The organism is Caballeronia sp. GAWG1-1, from assembly GCF_023631465.1.
In the GTDB taxonomy this organism is placed as follows: Bacteria; Pseudomonadota; Gammaproteobacteria; order Burkholderiales; family Burkholderiaceae; genus Caballeronia.
In genome coordinates, this window is the sequence record NZ_JALQDB010000059.1 from 1 (window position 1) to 17,448 (window position 17,448).

At 57.5% G+C, this 17,448-nt stretch carries 17 protein-coding genes; 4 read left to right on the forward strand and 13 right to left on the reverse strand.

Features of this window, described 5'->3' with window-relative positions:
- Window positions 1–851: 851 nt before the first annotated feature.
- The 6 genes from NCT03_RS32085 to NCT03_RS32110 form a co-directional block, all read right to left on the reverse strand.
- A complete protein-coding gene (locus NCT03_RS32085; RefSeq protein ID WP_250495352.1) occupies window positions 852–3,056 on the reverse strand; it encodes a phosphoribosyltransferase family protein in 2,205 nt (734 codons plus the stop codon).
- A gap of 14 nt (window positions 3,057–3,070) precedes the next feature.
- The gene (locus tag NCT03_RS32090) at window positions 3,071–4,201 is read right to left on the reverse strand and encodes a hypothetical protein (RefSeq protein WP_250495353.1); all 1,131 of its coding nucleotides are present in this window, start codon (window positions 4,199–4,201) and stop codon (window positions 3,071–3,073) included.
- Window positions 4,202–4,728: 527 nt separating this feature from the next.
- Window positions 4,729–5,106, reverse strand: a complete 378-nt coding sequence (locus tag NCT03_RS32095) for a type II toxin-antitoxin system VapC family toxin (RefSeq protein WP_250495354.1) — start codon at window positions 5,104–5,106, stop codon at window positions 4,729–4,731.
- On the reverse strand, window positions 5,106–5,339 hold the full coding sequence (locus tag NCT03_RS32100; protein WP_250495355.1) for a type II toxin-antitoxin system Phd/YefM family antitoxin: 234 nt from the start codon (window positions 5,337–5,339) through the stop codon (window positions 5,106–5,108). The genes NCT03_RS32095 and NCT03_RS32100 overlap by 1 nt, the downstream gene beginning before the upstream one ends.
- 130 nt (window positions 5,340–5,469) lie before the next feature.
- The gene (locus tag NCT03_RS32105; protein ID WP_350030199.1) at window positions 5,470–7,530 is read right to left on the reverse strand and encodes a site-specific integrase; all 2,061 of its coding nucleotides are present in this window, start codon (window positions 7,528–7,530) and stop codon (window positions 5,470–5,472) included.
- Entirely contained in the window at window positions 7,460–8,194 is a 735-nt protein-coding gene (locus NCT03_RS32110) for a hypothetical protein (RefSeq protein WP_250495356.1), read from the reverse strand. Before NCT03_RS32110 ends, NCT03_RS32105 begins: the two co-directional genes overlap by 71 nt.
- A 266-nt stretch (window positions 8,195–8,460) precedes the next feature.
- On the opposite strand from NCT03_RS32110, the gene NCT03_RS32115 reads away from it, so the two are divergent.
- On the forward strand, window positions 8,461–10,860 hold the full coding sequence (locus tag NCT03_RS32115) for a hybrid sensor histidine kinase/response regulator (protein WP_250495357.1): 2,400 nt from the start codon (window positions 8,461–8,463) through the stop codon (window positions 10,858–10,860).
- 276 nt (window positions 10,861–11,136) lie between these two features.
- Here the strand turns inward: NCT03_RS32115 and NCT03_RS34265 are convergent, their stop codons facing one another.
- On the reverse strand, window positions 11,137–11,529 hold the full coding sequence (locus NCT03_RS34265; RefSeq protein ID WP_350030200.1) for a response regulator: 393 nt from the start codon (window positions 11,527–11,529) through the stop codon (window positions 11,137–11,139).
- Between the two features lie 322 nt (window positions 11,530–11,851).
- The gene (locus NCT03_RS32120) at window positions 11,852–12,370 is read right to left on the reverse strand and encodes a response regulator (protein ID WP_250495358.1); all 519 of its coding nucleotides are present in this window, start codon (window positions 12,368–12,370) and stop codon (window positions 11,852–11,854) included.
- Window positions 12,371–12,620: 250 nt separating this feature from the next.
- Here NCT03_RS32120 and NCT03_RS32125 point away from each other — a divergent pair, with 250 nt between their 5' ends.
- From NCT03_RS32125 to NCT03_RS32135, 3 genes are all read left to right on the forward strand, one after another.
- Window positions 12,621–13,196 (forward strand): hypothetical protein, encoded by a 576-nt coding sequence (locus NCT03_RS32125; protein WP_250495359.1) that lies wholly within the window; start codon window positions 12,621–12,623, stop codon window positions 13,194–13,196.
- 19 nt (window positions 13,197–13,215) lie between these two features.
- Window positions 13,216–13,398 (forward strand): hypothetical protein, encoded by a 183-nt coding sequence (locus NCT03_RS32130; RefSeq protein WP_250495360.1) that lies wholly within the window; start codon window positions 13,216–13,218, stop codon window positions 13,396–13,398.
- Between the two features lie 626 nt (window positions 13,399–14,024).
- A complete protein-coding gene (locus NCT03_RS32135) occupies window positions 14,025–14,516 on the forward strand; it encodes a M20/M25/M40 family metallo-hydrolase (protein ID WP_250495361.1) in 492 nt (163 codons plus the stop codon).
- Window positions 14,517–14,969: 453 nt separating this feature from the next.
- On the opposite strand, the gene NCT03_RS32140 is transcribed toward NCT03_RS32135, so the two are convergent.
- From NCT03_RS32140 to NCT03_RS32160, 5 genes are all read right to left on the reverse strand, one after another.
- Window positions 14,970–15,152 (reverse strand): hypothetical protein, encoded by a 183-nt coding sequence (locus tag NCT03_RS32140; protein WP_250495362.1) that lies wholly within the window; start codon window positions 15,150–15,152, stop codon window positions 14,970–14,972.
- The gene (locus NCT03_RS32145; protein WP_250465531.1) at window positions 15,149–15,430 is read right to left on the reverse strand and encodes a hypothetical protein; all 282 of its coding nucleotides are present in this window, start codon (window positions 15,428–15,430) and stop codon (window positions 15,149–15,151) included. Before NCT03_RS32145 ends, NCT03_RS32140 begins: the two co-directional genes overlap by 4 nt.
- Before the next feature lie 80 nt (window positions 15,431–15,510).
- Window positions 15,511–15,711, reverse strand: a complete 201-nt coding sequence (locus NCT03_RS32150) for a transcriptional regulator (RefSeq protein WP_250465532.1) — start codon at window positions 15,709–15,711, stop codon at window positions 15,511–15,513.
- A 67-nt stretch (window positions 15,712–15,778) separates the two neighbouring features.
- Window positions 15,779–16,210, reverse strand: a complete 432-nt coding sequence (locus NCT03_RS32155; RefSeq protein WP_350030201.1) for a HEPN domain-containing protein — start codon at window positions 16,208–16,210, stop codon at window positions 15,779–15,781.
- Window positions 16,204–16,560, reverse strand: a complete 357-nt coding sequence (locus tag NCT03_RS32160) for a nucleotidyltransferase domain-containing protein (protein WP_250495364.1) — start codon at window positions 16,558–16,560, stop codon at window positions 16,204–16,206. Before NCT03_RS32160 ends, NCT03_RS32155 begins: the two co-directional genes overlap by 7 nt.
- Window positions 16,561–17,448 lie beyond the last annotated feature (888 nt).

Below are 17,448 nucleotides of genomic sequence, written 5' to 3' on the forward strand. Positions count from 1 at the left end.
GGCTGGCCGATCAGACACCGGATGAAGCATACTTCGCCACGCTGCCAGCGATAAAATCGGCAGCTTGATTGCCTCAGAGATTCCACTTAAAAACTCGCGCATCCTGTCCGAACTAACGAGGCCACCTCTCCCTGCGTTCGACATGGCGACTCGCTCCGTTAATCTAAACGCGCTCATCATGCTTTGGAAAAGTCAGCATGGGGAAACGGTCGGGCCGAGCCGCTTACTATTATTCGGCGCGAATCATCTACATTAAAGGGTAGGTCGCAAGGACAGTGTGCATACCTTCGGTCGTTTGGCCTGGCTTGGTTCTGCTGAGGAAGGGCACTCCTTGCCTCCTAGCTTGTTTCAGACATCGTGTGCTGCGTCGCCGGCGTCTTGGTCGGCGACACGCGCACGCACAATCCTCCGCGAAGTTCGTTTGATCGCTCAGGAACACGGCTATTTAGATAACAACTCACATCGCGATAGCTTTACTTACGTTGAAAACTCGGTGGCCCCGCGAAACCGGTCTGATCGCCAGACTTTTCTCCCGTTGATAGCAGTACGTCGTTCCCGCGCGACACGCGTCAACTATGGCTGCATGAGCAACCAAACCAACTATCCCGTCGCGACCCAAGCCGATCATCCTTTCAAGCTTCAACGGACGTCCGCGCCAATCAACGCCTACGAGCGAACAAGGACGACTTAACCGGCGTGCTCTCCAGAGAGCCGTACATCGGAGTTCCCTCCCGTAGCTCGCGCTATCCAGGACGCCTAAGTAGCGGCCGCAGCGATCAGCTAGAAAACAAAGCTGCGCATCTGTTACTCACGGCTCAAGACCGCAACCAGCGATTGCGGAGGCTCCATTACTACCGGTCGACCAAGGCTTTTGCGTACAACGCCTCCCAGGAGATGCCAACGCCAGAGAAAAACTCGCGACAGTCATCCGAGACAGGTATCGCCCCGAGCTTGCCCGTTAACCATGCGACCGCTAATTCTCCGGACACTATGGCGTGTTGTCCATCCTGCAAATGCAACGCAGATTCCGCGAGAAATGTCTTCAGGGCAGGTTCTAGCTCCTTGCCCTTCAACGAACGCAACATTGCCAGCCATATGAGTCTTTCGGTGTAGTGGGATTCAAATACGCGTCGGGCCACGTATCGAGGCGTCGGAAACTGATCCGCATTGAGAGCCTTCTTTGCTGAATTGCGAAGTTGTTGTATAGCGCTAGCGTATGCAAAGAGCACTTGCATCGGGCTGGACCCCTCCGCGAGAGCCACCGCATTAGCACCAAGAAGAGGGGTAGGCGTGGCCCGGTCTGCGGCAAGGAACGGATCGGAAGCGACGCCTTGACCGGTTGAAGATAACCAAGCAAGTCGATCAGCGATCTGGCCGTCGAACTCCACAACCGATTGCGCCAGGCCGGACAGAACATTACTTTCCATGCACCATGGACAATGATGTGCGTCGTGCCACGCCGGTAGAGCAATTTCATGTTTATGCGTTACGTTAGACGACCAAGCGTGATTCGTTGTCATGCCTGTCACAACGCTCTGATACGCGACTGGAGACGAAGGGGTCGCCAACACAGTCCAGAAGTGAATCGTTTGAAGGTTGGGCGCCCGTTTGGCGAATTGCTCCCGCAGGAACCCATTGATACGCTGAAGACGAGAACCGGTAATGAATACATCATCAACGATCAACGTGCACCGGGCACGGTGAAGGCTTTCGTCGACAGGACCCTCTCCTCTTGCGATCAGCTTTTCATCAAGAATTACAAGCGGCAGATCAAGGCAGGTCCTCATAATCTCGCCGAGCTTCCGGGCCGTCGGGTGATCGGCAACGACGACCACATCAGGTATAGGATCGAACTGTGCGCAGGCAGCTTGAATTTCATCCCGAAATCCGGGAGCGTCCAGCAGGGTACCCACATCAATGTAGAAAGCGTGGTGACGCCCGGTCGCCTCGTTCGGATCGTCGTAGTGCACACGAAGCACCCCCGGAACAGTGCCCCAACGCTGCAAAAAGTCGCGTTGTTGATCAAAGTGAACGCGGGCAAGAGGAACAGCCTCCTCGGGCTGCAGACCTATGAGGTAGCTGGACGTGTGAATTTGAACCGCAGAAACGTGTGCGGCACAGAGTTCGCATCCGCCTTGATCCGAAAAATGCTTGTAGCCGTCCAGTCGCAGCTGGCAGAGCACAGAGCTGACCGGAATGTCCTGCAACGCGTAAAGGACGATGACGTGTAGCGATTCGGGATACTCCGCAGCGCCCCAGCGTTCAATGAAGTCGGCGAGACGGCCAGTCGACGCGACACCGATGACAACGAACACAGATGCACATCCTGCCGCGTTCTTCCGCAGCAGATCGAAGGATGCGTTTCTGGCTTGGACATCTGACGGATATGTCGGAAACGCCTTTATCTCTACAGGGACATCCACCAGCTGCTGAACGCGAGCGGCCAGAATGAGCATGCTCGGATGGTCGACAAACACCGTATGGCGTCCGTTCTCTTGAAGAATCGCACATCGGGATTGGATCTCCATGGCGATCCAATACGCGATTCGATCAACAGTCTCGATCCCGGCAAACGCATCACCAAGCCTTACGAACTGCGTCGCGTGTGCACCCGACGGCAACGCGAAGTGGTAGTTCTCGCTCGCACAGATAACACAGCGCCCCTGAAACGACTCAAATATCCCTTTCAGTTCGGCAATGCGGATACTATCCATACAGACTGCGTCAACGACACTCATCAGCGTCGCGCCCGTGACACCTTGGATAAGCTGAATAGGCGGTTGGACCCCTGACTCAACTGCCCAGAGTTCGGCAAGGCTGTGTGCGTCGGGAAGCAAATACACGTCAAGCCCGGGTGCACGGCGCAGCACGGCCGCAAGATCGCGGGTAAGCTCATTGACGTCGAGATCATTTTTCATGATCCGGCGCCAGAGTGTTGCATGGGCGCGAAGCACGATGCCGTCGGTTTGCCGCAGATTTGAACTTTCGATTTGTGCTACCGCGTGGTCAAAGTCTGCGGATGTCTCGGCGATGATGTCGCTAAAAGCGAAAGTCATGATTTATTGATTCATCAACGGACAAACAGGCTGCGCTGGTCGAGATCGAACGCAAATTCCGGTATAAAAAGCGACACGCACGTGCCGCGCGGCGCCTTGTCCGGCATCTGATGAACTAAATCGAGCTTGAACTGAGGGTACTTGTCATCACCATGCGAGAAATCCTGAGTCGCGACAAGATCGCCCGAGGTAATGCGAAGCAGTGCCTGAAGACTGTGTGCGGCCGAGATTATATTGGGCAGCCCAAGTCCACGTTGCACTACGCCGGCCGGCTTTCGACTTTGTCCAGGGATAAATGCTCTTGCTAGCCGCGCCGCATGTGCTTCGTCGGGATCTTCCGCATCGGCTGGGAGTGTTGCCTGGATACTGTCTCCTTGGTCAGCCACTGAAAAACACATAACACCGAGCCCAAGCTCGTCACGGTTAGCTTCAACAATCCGCGCCAAATAATCTTTTAGCTCGGGTGAAACCTGACGTGACGCAAGGTCCGCTGTCTGTAAAACGATTTTCTCGATGATCAGCGCCCGCGTACTACGCGCACGCCTATGTGGCTCTAGCGAAATGCCGTGCTCCCAACTGTTGCGAAGCGCTTCGTACACAAAGGATACGATGGCCGATTCGCCTGTGGAACCCAGCAGGCGGCGAAACCCCATGTTCTCCACTTCGGCATTCAATAGAGCCGAAAATGTAGACGGCGTTGGGAAGGATGTCGTCGTCGAGGACTCGGCTGCAAGACAGGGCGGGACGGGAAAGACAGGATCAGCGCACACGATTGCCCGGCTTCGTCCGGACCCTAGGCTGCCGCGTCTGACCTTATAAAGATCGCCTAGCAGTCGCTTGAATTTGGGTGAGGCCTGTGCTCTTTGAAACCGGATATCGGGTATTAAACGCGGCAACGCGAAGCCAACCGCGCTTCCAAAAAAAGTCGATTCAAGATCATCGAGTGTGCTCGGCTCCTCAAAATCGCACTCTAGACTAGGCGCATCCTGACCCGGTCGAACCGACGCAAGCGCGGCAAGAGCCAGACCTTGCGCTCCGGGCTCGAAGCCGCTTCTTCGGCTTACACAGATCGCGTCGCACTGGGCGATTCGCCACGCAAGCACGTCGTCGATGGATGTTCTCTCTTGGACCCGAATGGCAGTCATGTGTGTCTCTTCAGTGGTCGAATATTAGCGGCCGCTGTTGCCTTTTCGACCCGCATATGAATTTGGATAGCACCATCATCTGCTTCGTGAACGAGCTGATCCATCGAATGTGTCCAAAACCAACTGTGTTTCGTACATGGGCCTCTCCTAGCGTTCTCTAATCGTCGTCGCGCGCTGTATTACTTTCGCCGTTGAGGTGTGGTTGACTTCGTGTCCTACATGCTTCCATCGCAGCGTCGTAGCTCAAATCGTGACGCCACGCTGTGAATCCGCCACTACCGCAGTCGATTGAGTAACCCAAGTCGGCAACTCGTTCGTACGAAAGGCCTGTTGCACTTGCCAATTCCATCCAGAGGTACGATCGGACCGGCTCCTCTTGTTTAAGTAGGAGCTCGTTTGCGCGAGACTCCAGCAAGGCAGCGTCTCGATTGTGATCGGCCGCCTTCTCGCGCTTTTTCTTATCGGCGCCTCGATAGTTGCAGCGGGCTACGCTAATTGGGTAGGTCTTCATGTTTTCCTGTTTCAGATCAAATCCTGATGACTAGGTCCGTGTACTTTGCGACGTTTTCATCGTCCGATAACAGTCGCAGTGGCTCGGCGATAGCTTGGGCAACCAGCAATCGATCAAACGGATCACGATGGATCTCAGGCAAGTCGCGAACTGCCGCAGCGTGCGCTGACGTCACTGGCAGCTCGCGGAAGCCTGCCTCCTCCATCCGGGCGACCAATTCATTGACGTCCACATCGAGTTTCCCGAGCCCTGACTTGATTGAAATTTCCCAAATGCTTGCCGCGCTGACAAAAACAGCGTCCGCGCTCAACATAGTCGCCTCGGCTCGCTTCGGCAGCTTTTTGTCGCCGCCCATCGCCCATAAGAAAACGTGCGTGTCGATCAACAGTCGCATCACCGACCTTCAAACATTGCCATCACATCCTCGGGCAAAGGCGCGTTAAAGTCGTCAGCGATTTTGATCTTTCCCTTCATCAGACCGAGCCGGAGCTTGGGTTTCTGATCCACGGAAACCAGTCGCACCAAGGGGGTCCCGGCCTTCGCAATAATCACCTCTTCGCCGCTGACAACTGCCTCGATGAGACGCGATAGCTGCGACTTCGCCTCGTGAATATTCACGGTTTGCATTGTGCCCTCCGATAGTTGGCTTAGTCTAGCCTAGCTAATCCGATGCTGCAATACCGAACTTCACCGGCTTTTCTCGACGCAACCTCTGGCCTCTTGGCCAACGGTCGTCGCACCGACGGTTGATGGACTGTTACGTTGCTGTACGCCGCGATGCGACGCCCGCGTAATAATGCGCCACCTCCTCGAGAACACGTTGCTTTTCGGCCTGCACATAGATGGTCGTGGTCTGCAGCGACACATGACCGAGCACCCTTTGAACGACATCGACTGGGACGTTATCCGCCACTGATTGGCTCCCGAAAGTGTGCCGGAAGGCATGCGCGTTCACCTGCCCCAGCCGCACGCGCTCTTCTAGGTCCAGCGAATCCATCGTTTCAACGAGCGTCGTGGTCATGCGGCCGACCAAGCGGTTCAGCCCATCGGCGGTGTAGCCCGTTTCAGTTATGGCCGTCGAAGCGCGCTCATCTGCGCTGACCCCGCGCGCTTGTCGGTGCCTTCGACGCGACGCGTCGGTCCACGGGATGATAATTGGCGCAAGGAGCGGACCGCTGGGAACCGGAGCTTCGCGCTCGGTGTCACTTGCGAAATCAAAGGTCCGCGCTCGATCTTGCCAGTGCGCACGCAACGCGCTGAGCGTCGCAAGGCTCACCGGCACCGTACGTTCACGACGCCCCTTCCCCACGATGGTCAGTTCCCACACCGGACGATCCAACGTGCCGTAGACCGACGGCCGCAGATCTTCTCGCCGCGCCGACGCGGCCTCTTCGCGACGTAGGCCCGAATCGCCCATCAACAGCACCGTTGCACGCAGCGCTCGCCATTGCGAGGCAAGCGGATCCGCACAGCGCACGTCGAGTTCGTCTCGAAGCTTGCGCCACAACTCGGCCGGCAACGCTCGGTCGATCTTCATCGAGTTCGCGCGCCGAACGATCGGCGGATCGTTGACGGCGACCCATGGATTGCCGGCAAGGTAACGGACATCGACCAGCCACGCGAACGCGCTGCGCAGCAAACGCACCGCATAACGCTGTGACTCCGGCAACAGCACCGCCGAGCCATCCGCGGTCGCAGTGGATTTGGATGCAGCAAAAGGACGCCACCGTGGCGAATGCCGCACGAACCGCTCCCCCACAAAGCGCGGATCAGGCTTCCTCAGGAAATCCTTATAGGCCTCGCAATCGTCGACCTTTAGATCGCTCAGCGCCTTGCCGCGCAACACCACCGCCCACAACAAAAAGCGCTCGAGTTCCTTGGTGTACGCGCGCAAGGTTTTCGGCTGATCGCGATAGCGATTCAAATACGCGCGTACCGCATCGAGATCGTGATTCGCCTGGATGTAGCAGAACGCGCTCGACCGGTTTTCGCCCTCGGCGCCGGACAACGCGTGCGGCACCGACAAGCGTTCGAGCGGCGCGAGCCGGAGACGCGGTAACGACCCGAGCGGTCCCTGGTCGGCGTAATACTCGGGCACGACTTCGACTAATTCATCCGCCACCGGCGGCACGCCGTCGCGCTCTTCCGAATCGACGTCGATCTCGACGGTCAGCTGCAGCTTCGCCTGGTGTTTGCGTAACCAGCTCACGATCGCGCGCGCCCGCCCGCGCCCGATGCGCGGAATCGAGCGCCACCAACTCGCGCCGCGCCGGCTGCAGAACGCGACCAGTTCGCCGAGCGTGGCGATGCCCTCCCCTTTCAGCCGGCGCGCGATGCGCGGACGCAACCACGCACCGATCGGGTGATCCGCGTGCGGGGCGGCCGCCGCGAGTTGCGCGGCTTCGGTCACCATGCGGAAAGTCACAGCAGTCAGCAGCGGGCGGCCGTGCTGTTTGATCGACGCGCGCAGATGGGGGGCGAGCGCCGCGGAGCCGTGTGCGAGCGCGAGCTGGACCAGCGAATCGAGCATCGCGTTCAGGTGTCGTTCCATCGCCGCCGGGGTCGCCGCATGCGCATCTTCGTCCGGGTCGTAACAGGTGCGCGCAATGATCGCGGGCGCAATGCGTTGCACGAACGCACGCAGCGCGGTGAAATCCTTGGTCGTGAAGCCCCGTTCAATGGCAACAGAGGCAACCGGCGAGCCGGACGACTTGGAGGATTGCGGCGATTTGGACGTCGATTGGCGTTCAGCCATGACCGCCCTCCTCGCTATCGGAATCATCAACTCCGTTGTCGTGGTCAACGTCGTCGTGGTCACCTCGGTTGTGGTTCTCTCCTTCGCGGTCGGTCCCGTCGACTCCACGACTCAGATTTACGACGTCGCGCAACGGCGGAATCGGCTCGGCATCCGGTAGCCGCACGCGCACGCCGAGCCCGGCAAGCACCCCGTGGGTTTGCGCAAGAAACACTTCGGGCCAGGTCGCACAGAGGAACTCGAACGCGACGCGAGCATCGCGCACCGCGTGCGCGAGCCGCGCGTTTTCCGCGGCGTAGGCGGTGACGTCGAAATCGGTGACCGGCCGCGCGCCATACATCACGCGCTGTACGAACTTGACCGCGCCATAGTCCGCGATGAAGTCGATCACCGGAACAAAGCGGGCGTCGTTATCGAGCGTCGGCCCATACGTCTCGGCAAGCGCGATGAGGATGGCCAATTCCATGCGCGTGGGTTTGATCGGCAGCGACGGCACCGCGTCGCCATGCGCGGTAAGCCACGCCGCAGCCGCGGTGCGTTTCAGCGTGATGGACGCATCGACGTTCAGGGACCACGCGCGCGACGTCGGGCGTGGGTGCTTCATCGGGCCAGCGATCGTGCTGATCATGGGGATCGTCGGGGTCGATCGGATCGCGAGGGTCACGCGGGTCGCCCGACCGTCGTAGCCAGCCGTCGCCGCCAAGGTCACCACGATCGTCCTGATCACCGGAATCGCCCGAAAAGTCTTGTGCCACGGGGCCGGGCCCTCTCACGCGTTTGGAATGTGGCTATTTACGCATGAAACGCTATCCCGATAAGATACGATTATCAGGCTAAGACCACTGATAGATCGCAGTTATTAACAGCGAGCTTGATGTGCGGCGGATCGGAGACGTGGTGCTTTGTAAGCCTCTCCGCCGGGGCATGGTTGTTGCAAATAGGTTGCGTATGCTCATTCCAAGCGATGTTGCCGTACAACATTCGCCCGTGCTTATGGCTTCTCACATCTTCGAAGAAATCTTCAACACTGCTCCTGTTGGCAGCTACTTACTCTCCTCCACAGCAGACGCGACCGTCCTTGCGGTCAACGACGCCTTCCTTCATGTCTCTTCCTTGCTTCGCGAAGAAATGGTGGGGCGGAGCCTTTTTGAAGTATTTCGTCATAACGAAGCTGACGCAGAAGACACAGGCGTTGAAGCGTTGCGCCGATCAATTGCGCTCGCTGTTCAGACTGGCGAGACGCAAAGGATGCCGCTACAGCGCTTTCCCTTGTGGGTGACCGCCGAGGATGGATCGACGCGTTATGAAGAGCGGTTCTGGAGCGCCGTCAACACACCCATCTTCGACGCGGACGGCACAATGCTGTGCGTCTCTCATACGACAAACGATGTCACTGAAGCTCATTTGACACGGCGGCAGCTCACCGCGAGCGAGCAACGATACCGCACGCTCTTCGAGGCAATCAACCAGGGATTTTGTTTGATCGAGGTATCGTTTGACGAAGCCGACGAGCCCATCGATTACCGCTTTCTCACGGTCAATCCCGCGTTTGAGTTGCAGACCGGTCTTGCCGATGCGCAGGGTAAGTCGATATCTGAGCTGATCCCGGGCCACGATCGGCACTTCTTCGACATTTATGGCGCAGTCGCCAGGAATGGCGAGCCCATTCATGCGCAGCGAGAGGCTTCCCAGCTCAGACGTTGGTTCGATATCTATGCCTTTTGCCCTGATGCGAGTGTCCCAAACCAAGTCGGTGTCTTGTTTTCCGATATCACCGAACAGCGCAGAAATGAAGAGCTTCTGCTCCAAAGCGAGCGCAGCGCGCGCGCCGCTGCGCGCGCCGCACTTGAAGCGACACGTCGCCTTGACGCCGTACTGGAGGCCGCACCAATCGGCATCGTTGTCAGCGACGAGCACGGTGCTATCGAGCGTGTGAACCGGTCGTTTGCCAAATTGTGGGGGGAGGAACATCCTCGTCCAGCAAAGATCGACGATTTCCAGATGTGGAAAGCGCGTTGGGCTGACCATTCCGACAAGCATGGCCAATTGCTTAACGCCGCGGATTGGACATCGGCGCGCGTTTTGCAAGGTGCCGAAAACACGAGGGATCTCGTTTCGATCGAGAACTTTGAGGATCCGCCTGCCACTCGAACGCTGCTGAGCACCGGGGCGCCCATAAAAGACGACCACGGCAAAATCGTCGGCGCCGTTGTGGCGCAACTCGACATCACCGATCGCGTAGACGCAGAAAAGCAACTGCGGCGTGCGGACAAGCGCAAGGACGAGTTCTTGGCCATGCTATCGCATGAATTGCGCAATCCGCTCTCTCCGATCGCGAGCGCTGCCGAACTGATGAGAGTCGCGCCAAGCAATGCCCGCCGCGTAAGCAAGGCGTCCGAGATCATCTCGCGACAGGTCCGACACATGACCGGCCTCATCGATGACCTCCTGGATGTGTCACGGGTCACGCAAGGGCTGATTAAACTGAATCTGCAGGTCTTGGATACAAACCGCGTTGCGGCAGACGCGATAGAACAAGTCCGACCGCTGGTTGAGTTAAAAAAGCACCGTCTTAGTTTCCATTCCGCATCTTCCGCAGCACTTGTTCGAGCGGACGAGAAACGGCTCACGCAGGTCTTTGCCAACCTGCTCAACAACGCCGCGAAGTACACACCCGACGGCGGCGCGATTGATTTCTCTGTCGCGGTACGGGGGAAGTTCGTTCGGATCACGGTTACGGACAATGGAATTGGCATGACGCCGGAGGTCGCTGCCCGCGCGTTCGACCTTTTCGCTCAGGCAGAGCGAAGCTCGGATCGTTCTCAAGGAGGTCTAGGCATTGGGCTCGCCCTTGTTAAAAGCCTCGTGCAACTCCACGACGGCACGGTCGCGCTTGCCAGCGACGGACCGGGACAGGGTACCAGGTTCATCGTCTGCCTGAAACATGTCGAGACCGCTTCGGAACAAATGGTCGAAAATTCGCCGCCGACAACTGATTCGCCCTCGCTTAGCCGTCTACGCGTGCTGGTTGTGGACGATAACATTGACGCCGCCGAGACGCTCGCCATGTTGGTGGACTCGCTAGGCAACGAAGTACGCGTGGCTCAAAGCGGCGCCGGCGCCCTGGCGGAAACCGAAAACTGGCACCCACATGTCTGCCTTCTAGATATCGGCTTGCCAGATATGGACGGCTATGAGCTTGCATCAAAGCTCAACCGCCGGCCGCAGACCGCCGACGCGGTGCTTATCGCCGTGACTGGATATGGACTTCCTCAGGACAAAGATAAAGCGCTGGCGGCCGGATTCGACCATCATTTTGTTAAACCGCTCGATGTGAATCGCTTGTTCACTCTCTTTGGTGCGATGGCTTCGCACCGAGCTAGCGAACCATGACGGCCTATAGCAATGCGCCCTACGCCATACGCCTCGTTATTCAGGAAATGCTCGGCGCTTCGAGGTCAGCAGACAGTTTTGTCTCTGTGATCATCTTTCTGACGTTGTTGAGAAGACCGCGGCAAATTCCATCCTGCGCTCCAAGAAAGTAGGAAACTCAGGACCGCCAGTGCCTGAAAGTCACCGACTTCATGCGTTTAACCGTGAAGCATTAATGCCTCAAACGCTACCGCTAGGCAACGCGCGGCGAGGACGAGAAACTGTGTATGAGGGCGATCAAGGTGTCGATCGGTTGACCTTTTTGAAAATAGCCATCGAAGTCGCCCACTTCCGATCGGGCACGAACGAATGTCTCATCGAATGCGGTGTAGGCGTAATGATGACGTCACGGGCGGCCTGCGTGCGGCGCAGGATTGCCGCGGTAACAAATCCATCTTGCTGCGGCATAGAGATATCTAACAGTACAAGTTGTGGGCGCAGCATTGCGCATGAGGCGACTGCCGCCGGACCGCTGTACACCGGGTGCGCTTCAAGGCCCGCCGTGTCGAGCGCCGCCGCCACACTGTCTGCGACCAACTCTTGGTCATCAACGACGACGGCCGTAAGGACGGCCCGATGGTCAAAAGTTCGTGTCGACCATTGACCAGGGGATCTACGTACCTGCCTCACCGTCTCCTCATATTGCGGTTCGTCGTCCTTTCATGCTGTCCCACTACGTCGGGGCATTGCCTTGTCGCCCAATTACGACAATCCCAGCAGCCGCACGCGTCTTATCCTACATACTTATTTTAGCTCGACAAATCAACGGGCGTTGCGCCCCTATTTTCGTCGGACCCGACACCTTGTTGGGTCTAGCGAACATTAAGGAGATTAACCAATGGCCCAAGGTATTTAGCATTCCGAAAGCAGGCGGGCTACGCGAGACCCCAATCATCCCGATCGTTGGTCACTGGCAATAGAGAGCTTTGCGAGTCGGCCAAGCTTCGCTTCGCTAAGACAATCCGAGAGGAGCAACATGCTCGATTAGCGCGATTAACGAACGGGGCGAGTGCCCTTTTCGACAAAAAGCATCGATTTCCGCCTCCTTGCCACGCGCGATCACCTCCGCCTCGGCGAGCGAGCTATACGCAATGATCGGCGTCCGGGCGAACCGTACAGAACCGCGCATGGATAAAGCGACCGAAAAGCCGTCGCTGATCGGCATTTCTATATCAAGCACGACGACATGCGGCGTCCAGGCCGACGGCGCATTGAACACGGCGCTGCCTTCAGCGAGGACAAGCGTTCGAAATCCTTCGCCGGTAAGGACGGCCGCCAATGCTTCGGCGCCGACCGGATCGTCGTCGATGATCAGCACGATAATTGGTGGATCGACGCGATCAAACTGACGAACGCTCCATAGGCCCAAAAGCGGAGAAGGGCTGGTTGACATGGCGGTGACGAAAGCATGACATTGTTTTGCTTCAAGCAACGCCCATACCATCAAATGACTATCGTAAAGTTTTTCCATGGCACTGCTCCTGCCCTACGCGGCATCTCCCTTGCGTTGTTGCGACATTGGCGGCAAAAATCGCCTCCCGAGCGAGGAAATCAATTCGCGAACTGCCGCCGATGGACGGGGGAATATTAATTCGGCGACGTCTACCCCGGGTATGTCAACACGTTCTGTCTTGTCGCCAGCTACGAGCTACGAGCTACGAGCTACGAGCTACGAGCACGGGCAATCTTTCGTCGTAAAAGTTTCGCACGAGACATTCGACTTGAGCCCCCAGGATTCTTCGAATCAATCGAGAACAGGATTTGCTGTTTTCGATTTACCCCCGATCCTCTTCTGTCTCGAATGTCCAATGGTGTCTAAACCAAAGTCGCGAAAACCGATCCGTAGCGTCGCAAAAGCGGCAAGGCATAAGAAGGTCCTCTATCTCCCGCTCGATTCGAATTCGGTCGCACAGATTTCCATCCAGGTCCGCATGGCGCTTGAAGTCGCCCGTGCCGGGCAAGGCGAAGCGGCGACCTTACGTTGCCTATCGCAAGCCGTGGCCTTAACGGGATTAATCGCAGCGGCCGGGCACGGCGAGATCGACGAGCGAAGCCTTGCCTCTACCGAAGCTGCGCTTACTGGCGTCCTCGCGTCGGGAAATTTGAGCGGTTGGGGATTGAGCACGGACGAGATGGCAGTTGCGACAGCGGTGGTCAACGAGCATGACCGCCAGCTTAGAGAGACGCGCCTTGACGGTGTTGTGCGCGCCTTTGAACAAATCGAGCGAGGGCTTGGAACGGGGATGACGCTCGCCGGTCTGTTCGCGCTTCGGCGGATAACTCCTCAGACTCGGTAACCTCGCATTGAGAAAAACTATGCAATCATCCGATGGCGTCGCATGCCAGGATGGCAAACCGATGCATGGTCCGTCGCGCCTTGAACATCCGCGCATCGAGAAAAGAGCTGTTTTGCTAGCTTCCTATCGAAAATATGCAGACCTGTTGCAACATCTCACACGCATCAAAGCTTTGCAGCCGACATCTTTAATCGGCCTTTAAGAACGTCAAGATTGCCCGAGTAGGCGTGTGTCCAGGGACCGTATCGGCCGACTTATTCGGCTCAAAATTCTTGATCGGTCACCATCACATTCGGTAAAGCGAACACGCGGCCGGACCGCAGCCCGGACGCCCCGCAAATACCCTTTAGCGGTCCTAATTTACAAACGTGCACTAAACAGTGCAGCCATTCGGTTCATCATGTCCAAGAGCGACGAGAACCGGTGCCGCGAAGAGATCCTTTCGCCAGCGCGGTCCAGCCGCGCGAGCAAAGTCCCAAGGCAGGAATTAACCGTTTGGGTATCCGAGCCGAGATGATCATCGACGAGGTGTTCATGACCTAGCTTTCCAAGCAAACCGGATGGGCTAGTTGCTGCGGGACGCAACACGGTCGCCCGGCAGATTAACGGTACACCGGGAGGCCGGCATGTCGACCCCTTGCGAGGTACACGGAACAACACTCGATCGGTCTCCAGCAGCAATCGCGCGGCGAGCACGAAACATGGATCGGCTGCTTATCCTGGTAAGCAAATACGGACAGAAGCTCCAAATCGCCTTACCTGGGTGTATTAGCGGAACAAGAGCACCCAGTAGCAGAGTAGCAGAATTGAAGCACCTCAACAGCTGTATTGTCCGTCACGGAAATGCACGCAGGCAGCGCGGGCAACGTGATTCCAGGGCACGCCACGCTTTCGGGCACAATGTGCGCGTTCAGTGACGACGTGCTCGATCTGATCGAGCGCCGCATGAACGAGATCGCGCAGGGCATGGCGGATGCGCACGGCGTGCAAGCAGACTTTCGCTTCGAGCGTGTGTATCCGGCGCTCGAAAAACATCGCGAGGAGGCAGCGCGTGCGGCGCGCGCGCTGGCATCGCTCGTGGGCAAAAATCGCGTGAACGTGGATGTGTCGCCGCAGATGCCATCCGAAGACTTCGCGTTTTACACGCAGCATCGGCCGGGATGTTATGTGTTGATCGGCAATGGCGACGGTTCGGAATACGGCGACTCCGGTTGCGCGATTCCACTACACAGTACCAGCTACGACTTCAACGATGCCGCGCTGAAAACGGGCGTGGCCTGGTGGGTCGCGCTTGCGCAGGACCTGCTTTCTTTGCATTAGCGTTTAGTCGAGGCCGCGTTGGCCGGACGCGGCGGGAACCGCCACAGGAGATTCTTCCGCAAGACCCATACGCGCCAGCACGTCCGACAAACCCTGATGCACCGCCTCATTGCCGAACAATCGCTGCAAGCGTGAGTCGCTTTCTGCGGAAGATGCACTTGGGGCGCGGATGACAACTTCCGACAAGTTCCAGAATATCGGAGAAGATCTTCACGCGTTCAGGGCCGATTTCAATTTCGGCCCATGCCGTGAAGTCGGTTCGGGTTGCGCACGTGATCCTAGGTCAAAGGATCCGACCGATCCAACCGATCTGTACAAGCCAGACGATCAGCGCTAAGACGAGTGCGATGAAAAAAATCCACAGCCCAAGTCGTAAAGCAAGGCTTTTTTTCGAATTGCTGTCGGTCATATTGAATCAAAAAAGTGTTTTCCTATTCGCGTGTGCGCCAACCACTACCCGTTCTCCTTCAAGTCTTGCAGCGAAACTTCGAGAACCTCGGCCGCGTCGGCATGGAGCTGCGCCAAGCCCGCATCCATCTCGAAGCCGGAGGGCATCGACCGGCTTTCGGCTGCATCACGCAGCACATTAATCGCCAGACGTAATGCGTCGGCCAAGGCTAGGTAGCGGCTGCTCATGTTTTCTCGTCTAAAATCGCGTCAGTCTTCTCGCCGAATAGGTCTAGGCTGTTGAGGCATTGCTTTACGGCCTCATCAATCGTTGGCTCATCAGTCGGTGTAACGACAGTCACATAAGAGGATGCCGGGTCAGCTTGAACGTGTGGCGTCTCAACCGTTGCCAAGGGATACTGCGCGTCGTCGACGATCAGTCGCGCGGCGACGCGTTGCGCGACTTCAAGATAGTGATGCGAATTTCCAAACAGTTCCTCATCGCCACGCGCAAGTGCGCGACGCATGAGAGACAGTCGATACGCGTCGTCGCTCCTCCATTTAACTCGCTGAGTACTTGGTGATTTTATATACTCGTTGAGTATCGTCAAGCCTTCTCGTAATGATTCTCCAAAATCTCGCGAATGAACTTCCACGCCATCTCAGGCATGGCGCGAAACTCCTTGGAATCGCTGGGTAGAAGCCAGTTATCCAACCCGCGCTTCTTTGCACCTATGCGTTCCGCAAACTGCTCGCGCGTCATGCCCATCGTGTCCATTGCGTGCCGTAGAAAATCCTGCTGCGTCATCGGTGTGCTCTTTCTCACCGCACCATCCTCTCACCAAATTTTCGACATATCACCTTGTCCATGCGGCTCACGGGCGGGGCCGTCGCGGACCTTTATCAGCCGGTCTCGGTGCATCAATCCGGTACACGGCCTGTATCGCCTGAATGAACAAGCCTGACTGCTCAACGACCCACGTTGCCAGCTCCGTGTCCACGCTGTTGCCGGTATAGTCGGCCACCTGGCGGATTTCCTGAGCCCGGTTCAGAGTGCGGCCCCAATCGGGCTGAACCTGACCGGTCTTGACCAGGTGCAGGCCGAAGGCGGCAATCACACCGTTGCGGGTTCGCACGACGTTCGGATCGACCGGCGCACCGGAGGCGAGCAACGCGGCGCGCGCCGCGTCAAACATGGCGTAATAGGCGCGATTGCACGCCCCGTTAATGTCACCATCATCGAGCAGCAAAGCCGCCGAGGTCGATGCCCTAAGGGCCTTCGTCAGAAGGTCGTGGACGCTTACCACAGCCGAACCCCGTCACTTTCGATATTGCGCAATAGCGCGGGGTTGGAATACGACTCCGGATGCGCCCATTCTTCTTCCCAGACGGGAAGGGGCTGCACCCGGATACCCGTTTCCAGCAACACATCGAACGCCATGTCGGCCATCGTTAATTTGGCCTCCATGAATTGGCCGCGTGACCCAGGCAGGACAACTGCGATATCGGCGTCACTGTCCGGGCGGAATCCGCCTTTCGCACGGCTACCAAAGAGGATGGCGCCTTTGACCGGAAAGGCCTTGGAGGCCCTATCAAGAAAGGCGAATGCTGTCTGCTTGGTACCGGCGTCGATAGGGTGTTCGGTAAGGGTGTGCATGCGCGGGCGTCTCACGTTGAATATACTCAATGAGTATCATATATCACGACGACGCCGGCACGCAACAGTGACCATCGGCGTATCGGCCAATGACACCAAATCTTCACTCCCAATCGAGGCTGTCAAATTCCGCTAATGCCTCACGGTGCTCTCGCGGCGTCACGTCCAAGAACGGCGAGATGTGATCAACGCGAGAATGTCCCAACAACAACCGAACGGTTTCGAGTGAGTGCCCTTGCGCCACAAGGCGACTGGCAAAGGTTCGGCGGCCACTGTGGCTGCTATGACCGGCGGCAAGGCCTGCTAAACGGTACCGACCGGTCACTTAGCTTTGGAGGCTGTCGGCCGCAAGAAATTCGACCGTCTCACCGTCGGAGTTGATCCTCCGCTTAACGCTCGACTTGAACGCACCGCCTTGCCTTTCTGCGTGAGGATCAATCGGGTTTCGGGCATGAGTCCACGGTACTCGCGTTGATCGAGAGCCGCGCCGTCACCGCGCTGGAAGCGCCATTCGGTGTAGCGGTCGAACGCAGCGATTGTGCGCTCGTGCGCCGGACAGACACAGCGCTTCTCCCGGTTAGCAACAGTGTTTCGCACTGGTGGGAATGCCTGCAAATGGATGGTTAGATCTCTGCATAGCAGATTCGCTGCTTTTAGACTGGCACATCCTTGACATCAACAGGGGGTGCCCTCAATAACGGATTTTTGATGGCGTTCCGAACGTCGCTAATCGACCTATTTCGTTGAAAAACTCGCCTGAAAGTCGGATTGTTCGTTATCCTGGATTCATCAAACGACGGAGTGCATCGTCATGATGGGTCAGCGAAGTGGCAATCAGGAGCAGCTGTTTTACGCGTTCAACCTTGATGATCATGTTCCGAAAGACCA

Excerpts from the sequence above, each read along its gene's own strand:
- NCT03_RS32085 (WP_250495352.1), bottom strand. The coding sequence starts at position 3,056 with ATGACTTTCGCTTTTAGCGACATCATCGCCGAGACATCCGCAGACTTT.
- NCT03_RS32090 (WP_250495353.1), bottom strand. The coding sequence starts at position 4,201 with ATGACTGCCATTCGGGTCCAAGAGAGAACATCCATCGACGACGTGCTT.
- NCT03_RS32095 (WP_250495354.1), bottom strand. The coding sequence starts at position 5,106 with ATGCGACTGTTGATCGACACGCACGTTTTCTTATGGGCGATGGGCGGC.
- NCT03_RS32100 (WP_250495355.1), bottom strand. The coding sequence starts at position 5,339 with ATGCAAACCGTGAATATTCACGAGGCGAAGTCGCAGCTATCGCGTCTC.
- NCT03_RS32115 (WP_250495357.1), top strand. The coding sequence starts at position 8,461 with ATGGCTTCTCACATCTTCGAAGAAATCTTCAACACTGCTCCTGTTGGC.
- NCT03_RS32120 (WP_250495358.1), bottom strand. The coding sequence starts at position 12,370 with ATGGAAAAACTTTACGATAGTCATTTGATGGTATGGGCGTTGCTTGAA.
- NCT03_RS32130 (WP_250495360.1), top strand. The coding sequence starts at position 13,216 with ATGCAATCATCCGATGGCGTCGCATGCCAGGATGGCAAACCGATGCAT.
- NCT03_RS32140 (WP_250495362.1), bottom strand. The coding sequence starts at position 15,152 with ATGAGCAGCCGCTACCTAGCCTTGGCCGACGCATTACGTCTGGCGATT.
- NCT03_RS32145 (WP_250465531.1), bottom strand. The coding sequence starts at position 15,430 with ATGCGTCGCGCACTTGCGCGTGGCGATGAGGAACTGTTTGGAAATTCG.
- NCT03_RS32150 (WP_250465532.1), bottom strand. The coding sequence starts at position 15,711 with ATGACGCAGCAGGATTTTCTACGGCACGCAATGGACACGATGGGCATG.
- NCT03_RS32160 (WP_250495364.1), bottom strand. The coding sequence starts at position 16,560 with ATGCACACCCTTACCGAACACCCTATCGACGCCGGTACCAAGCAGACA.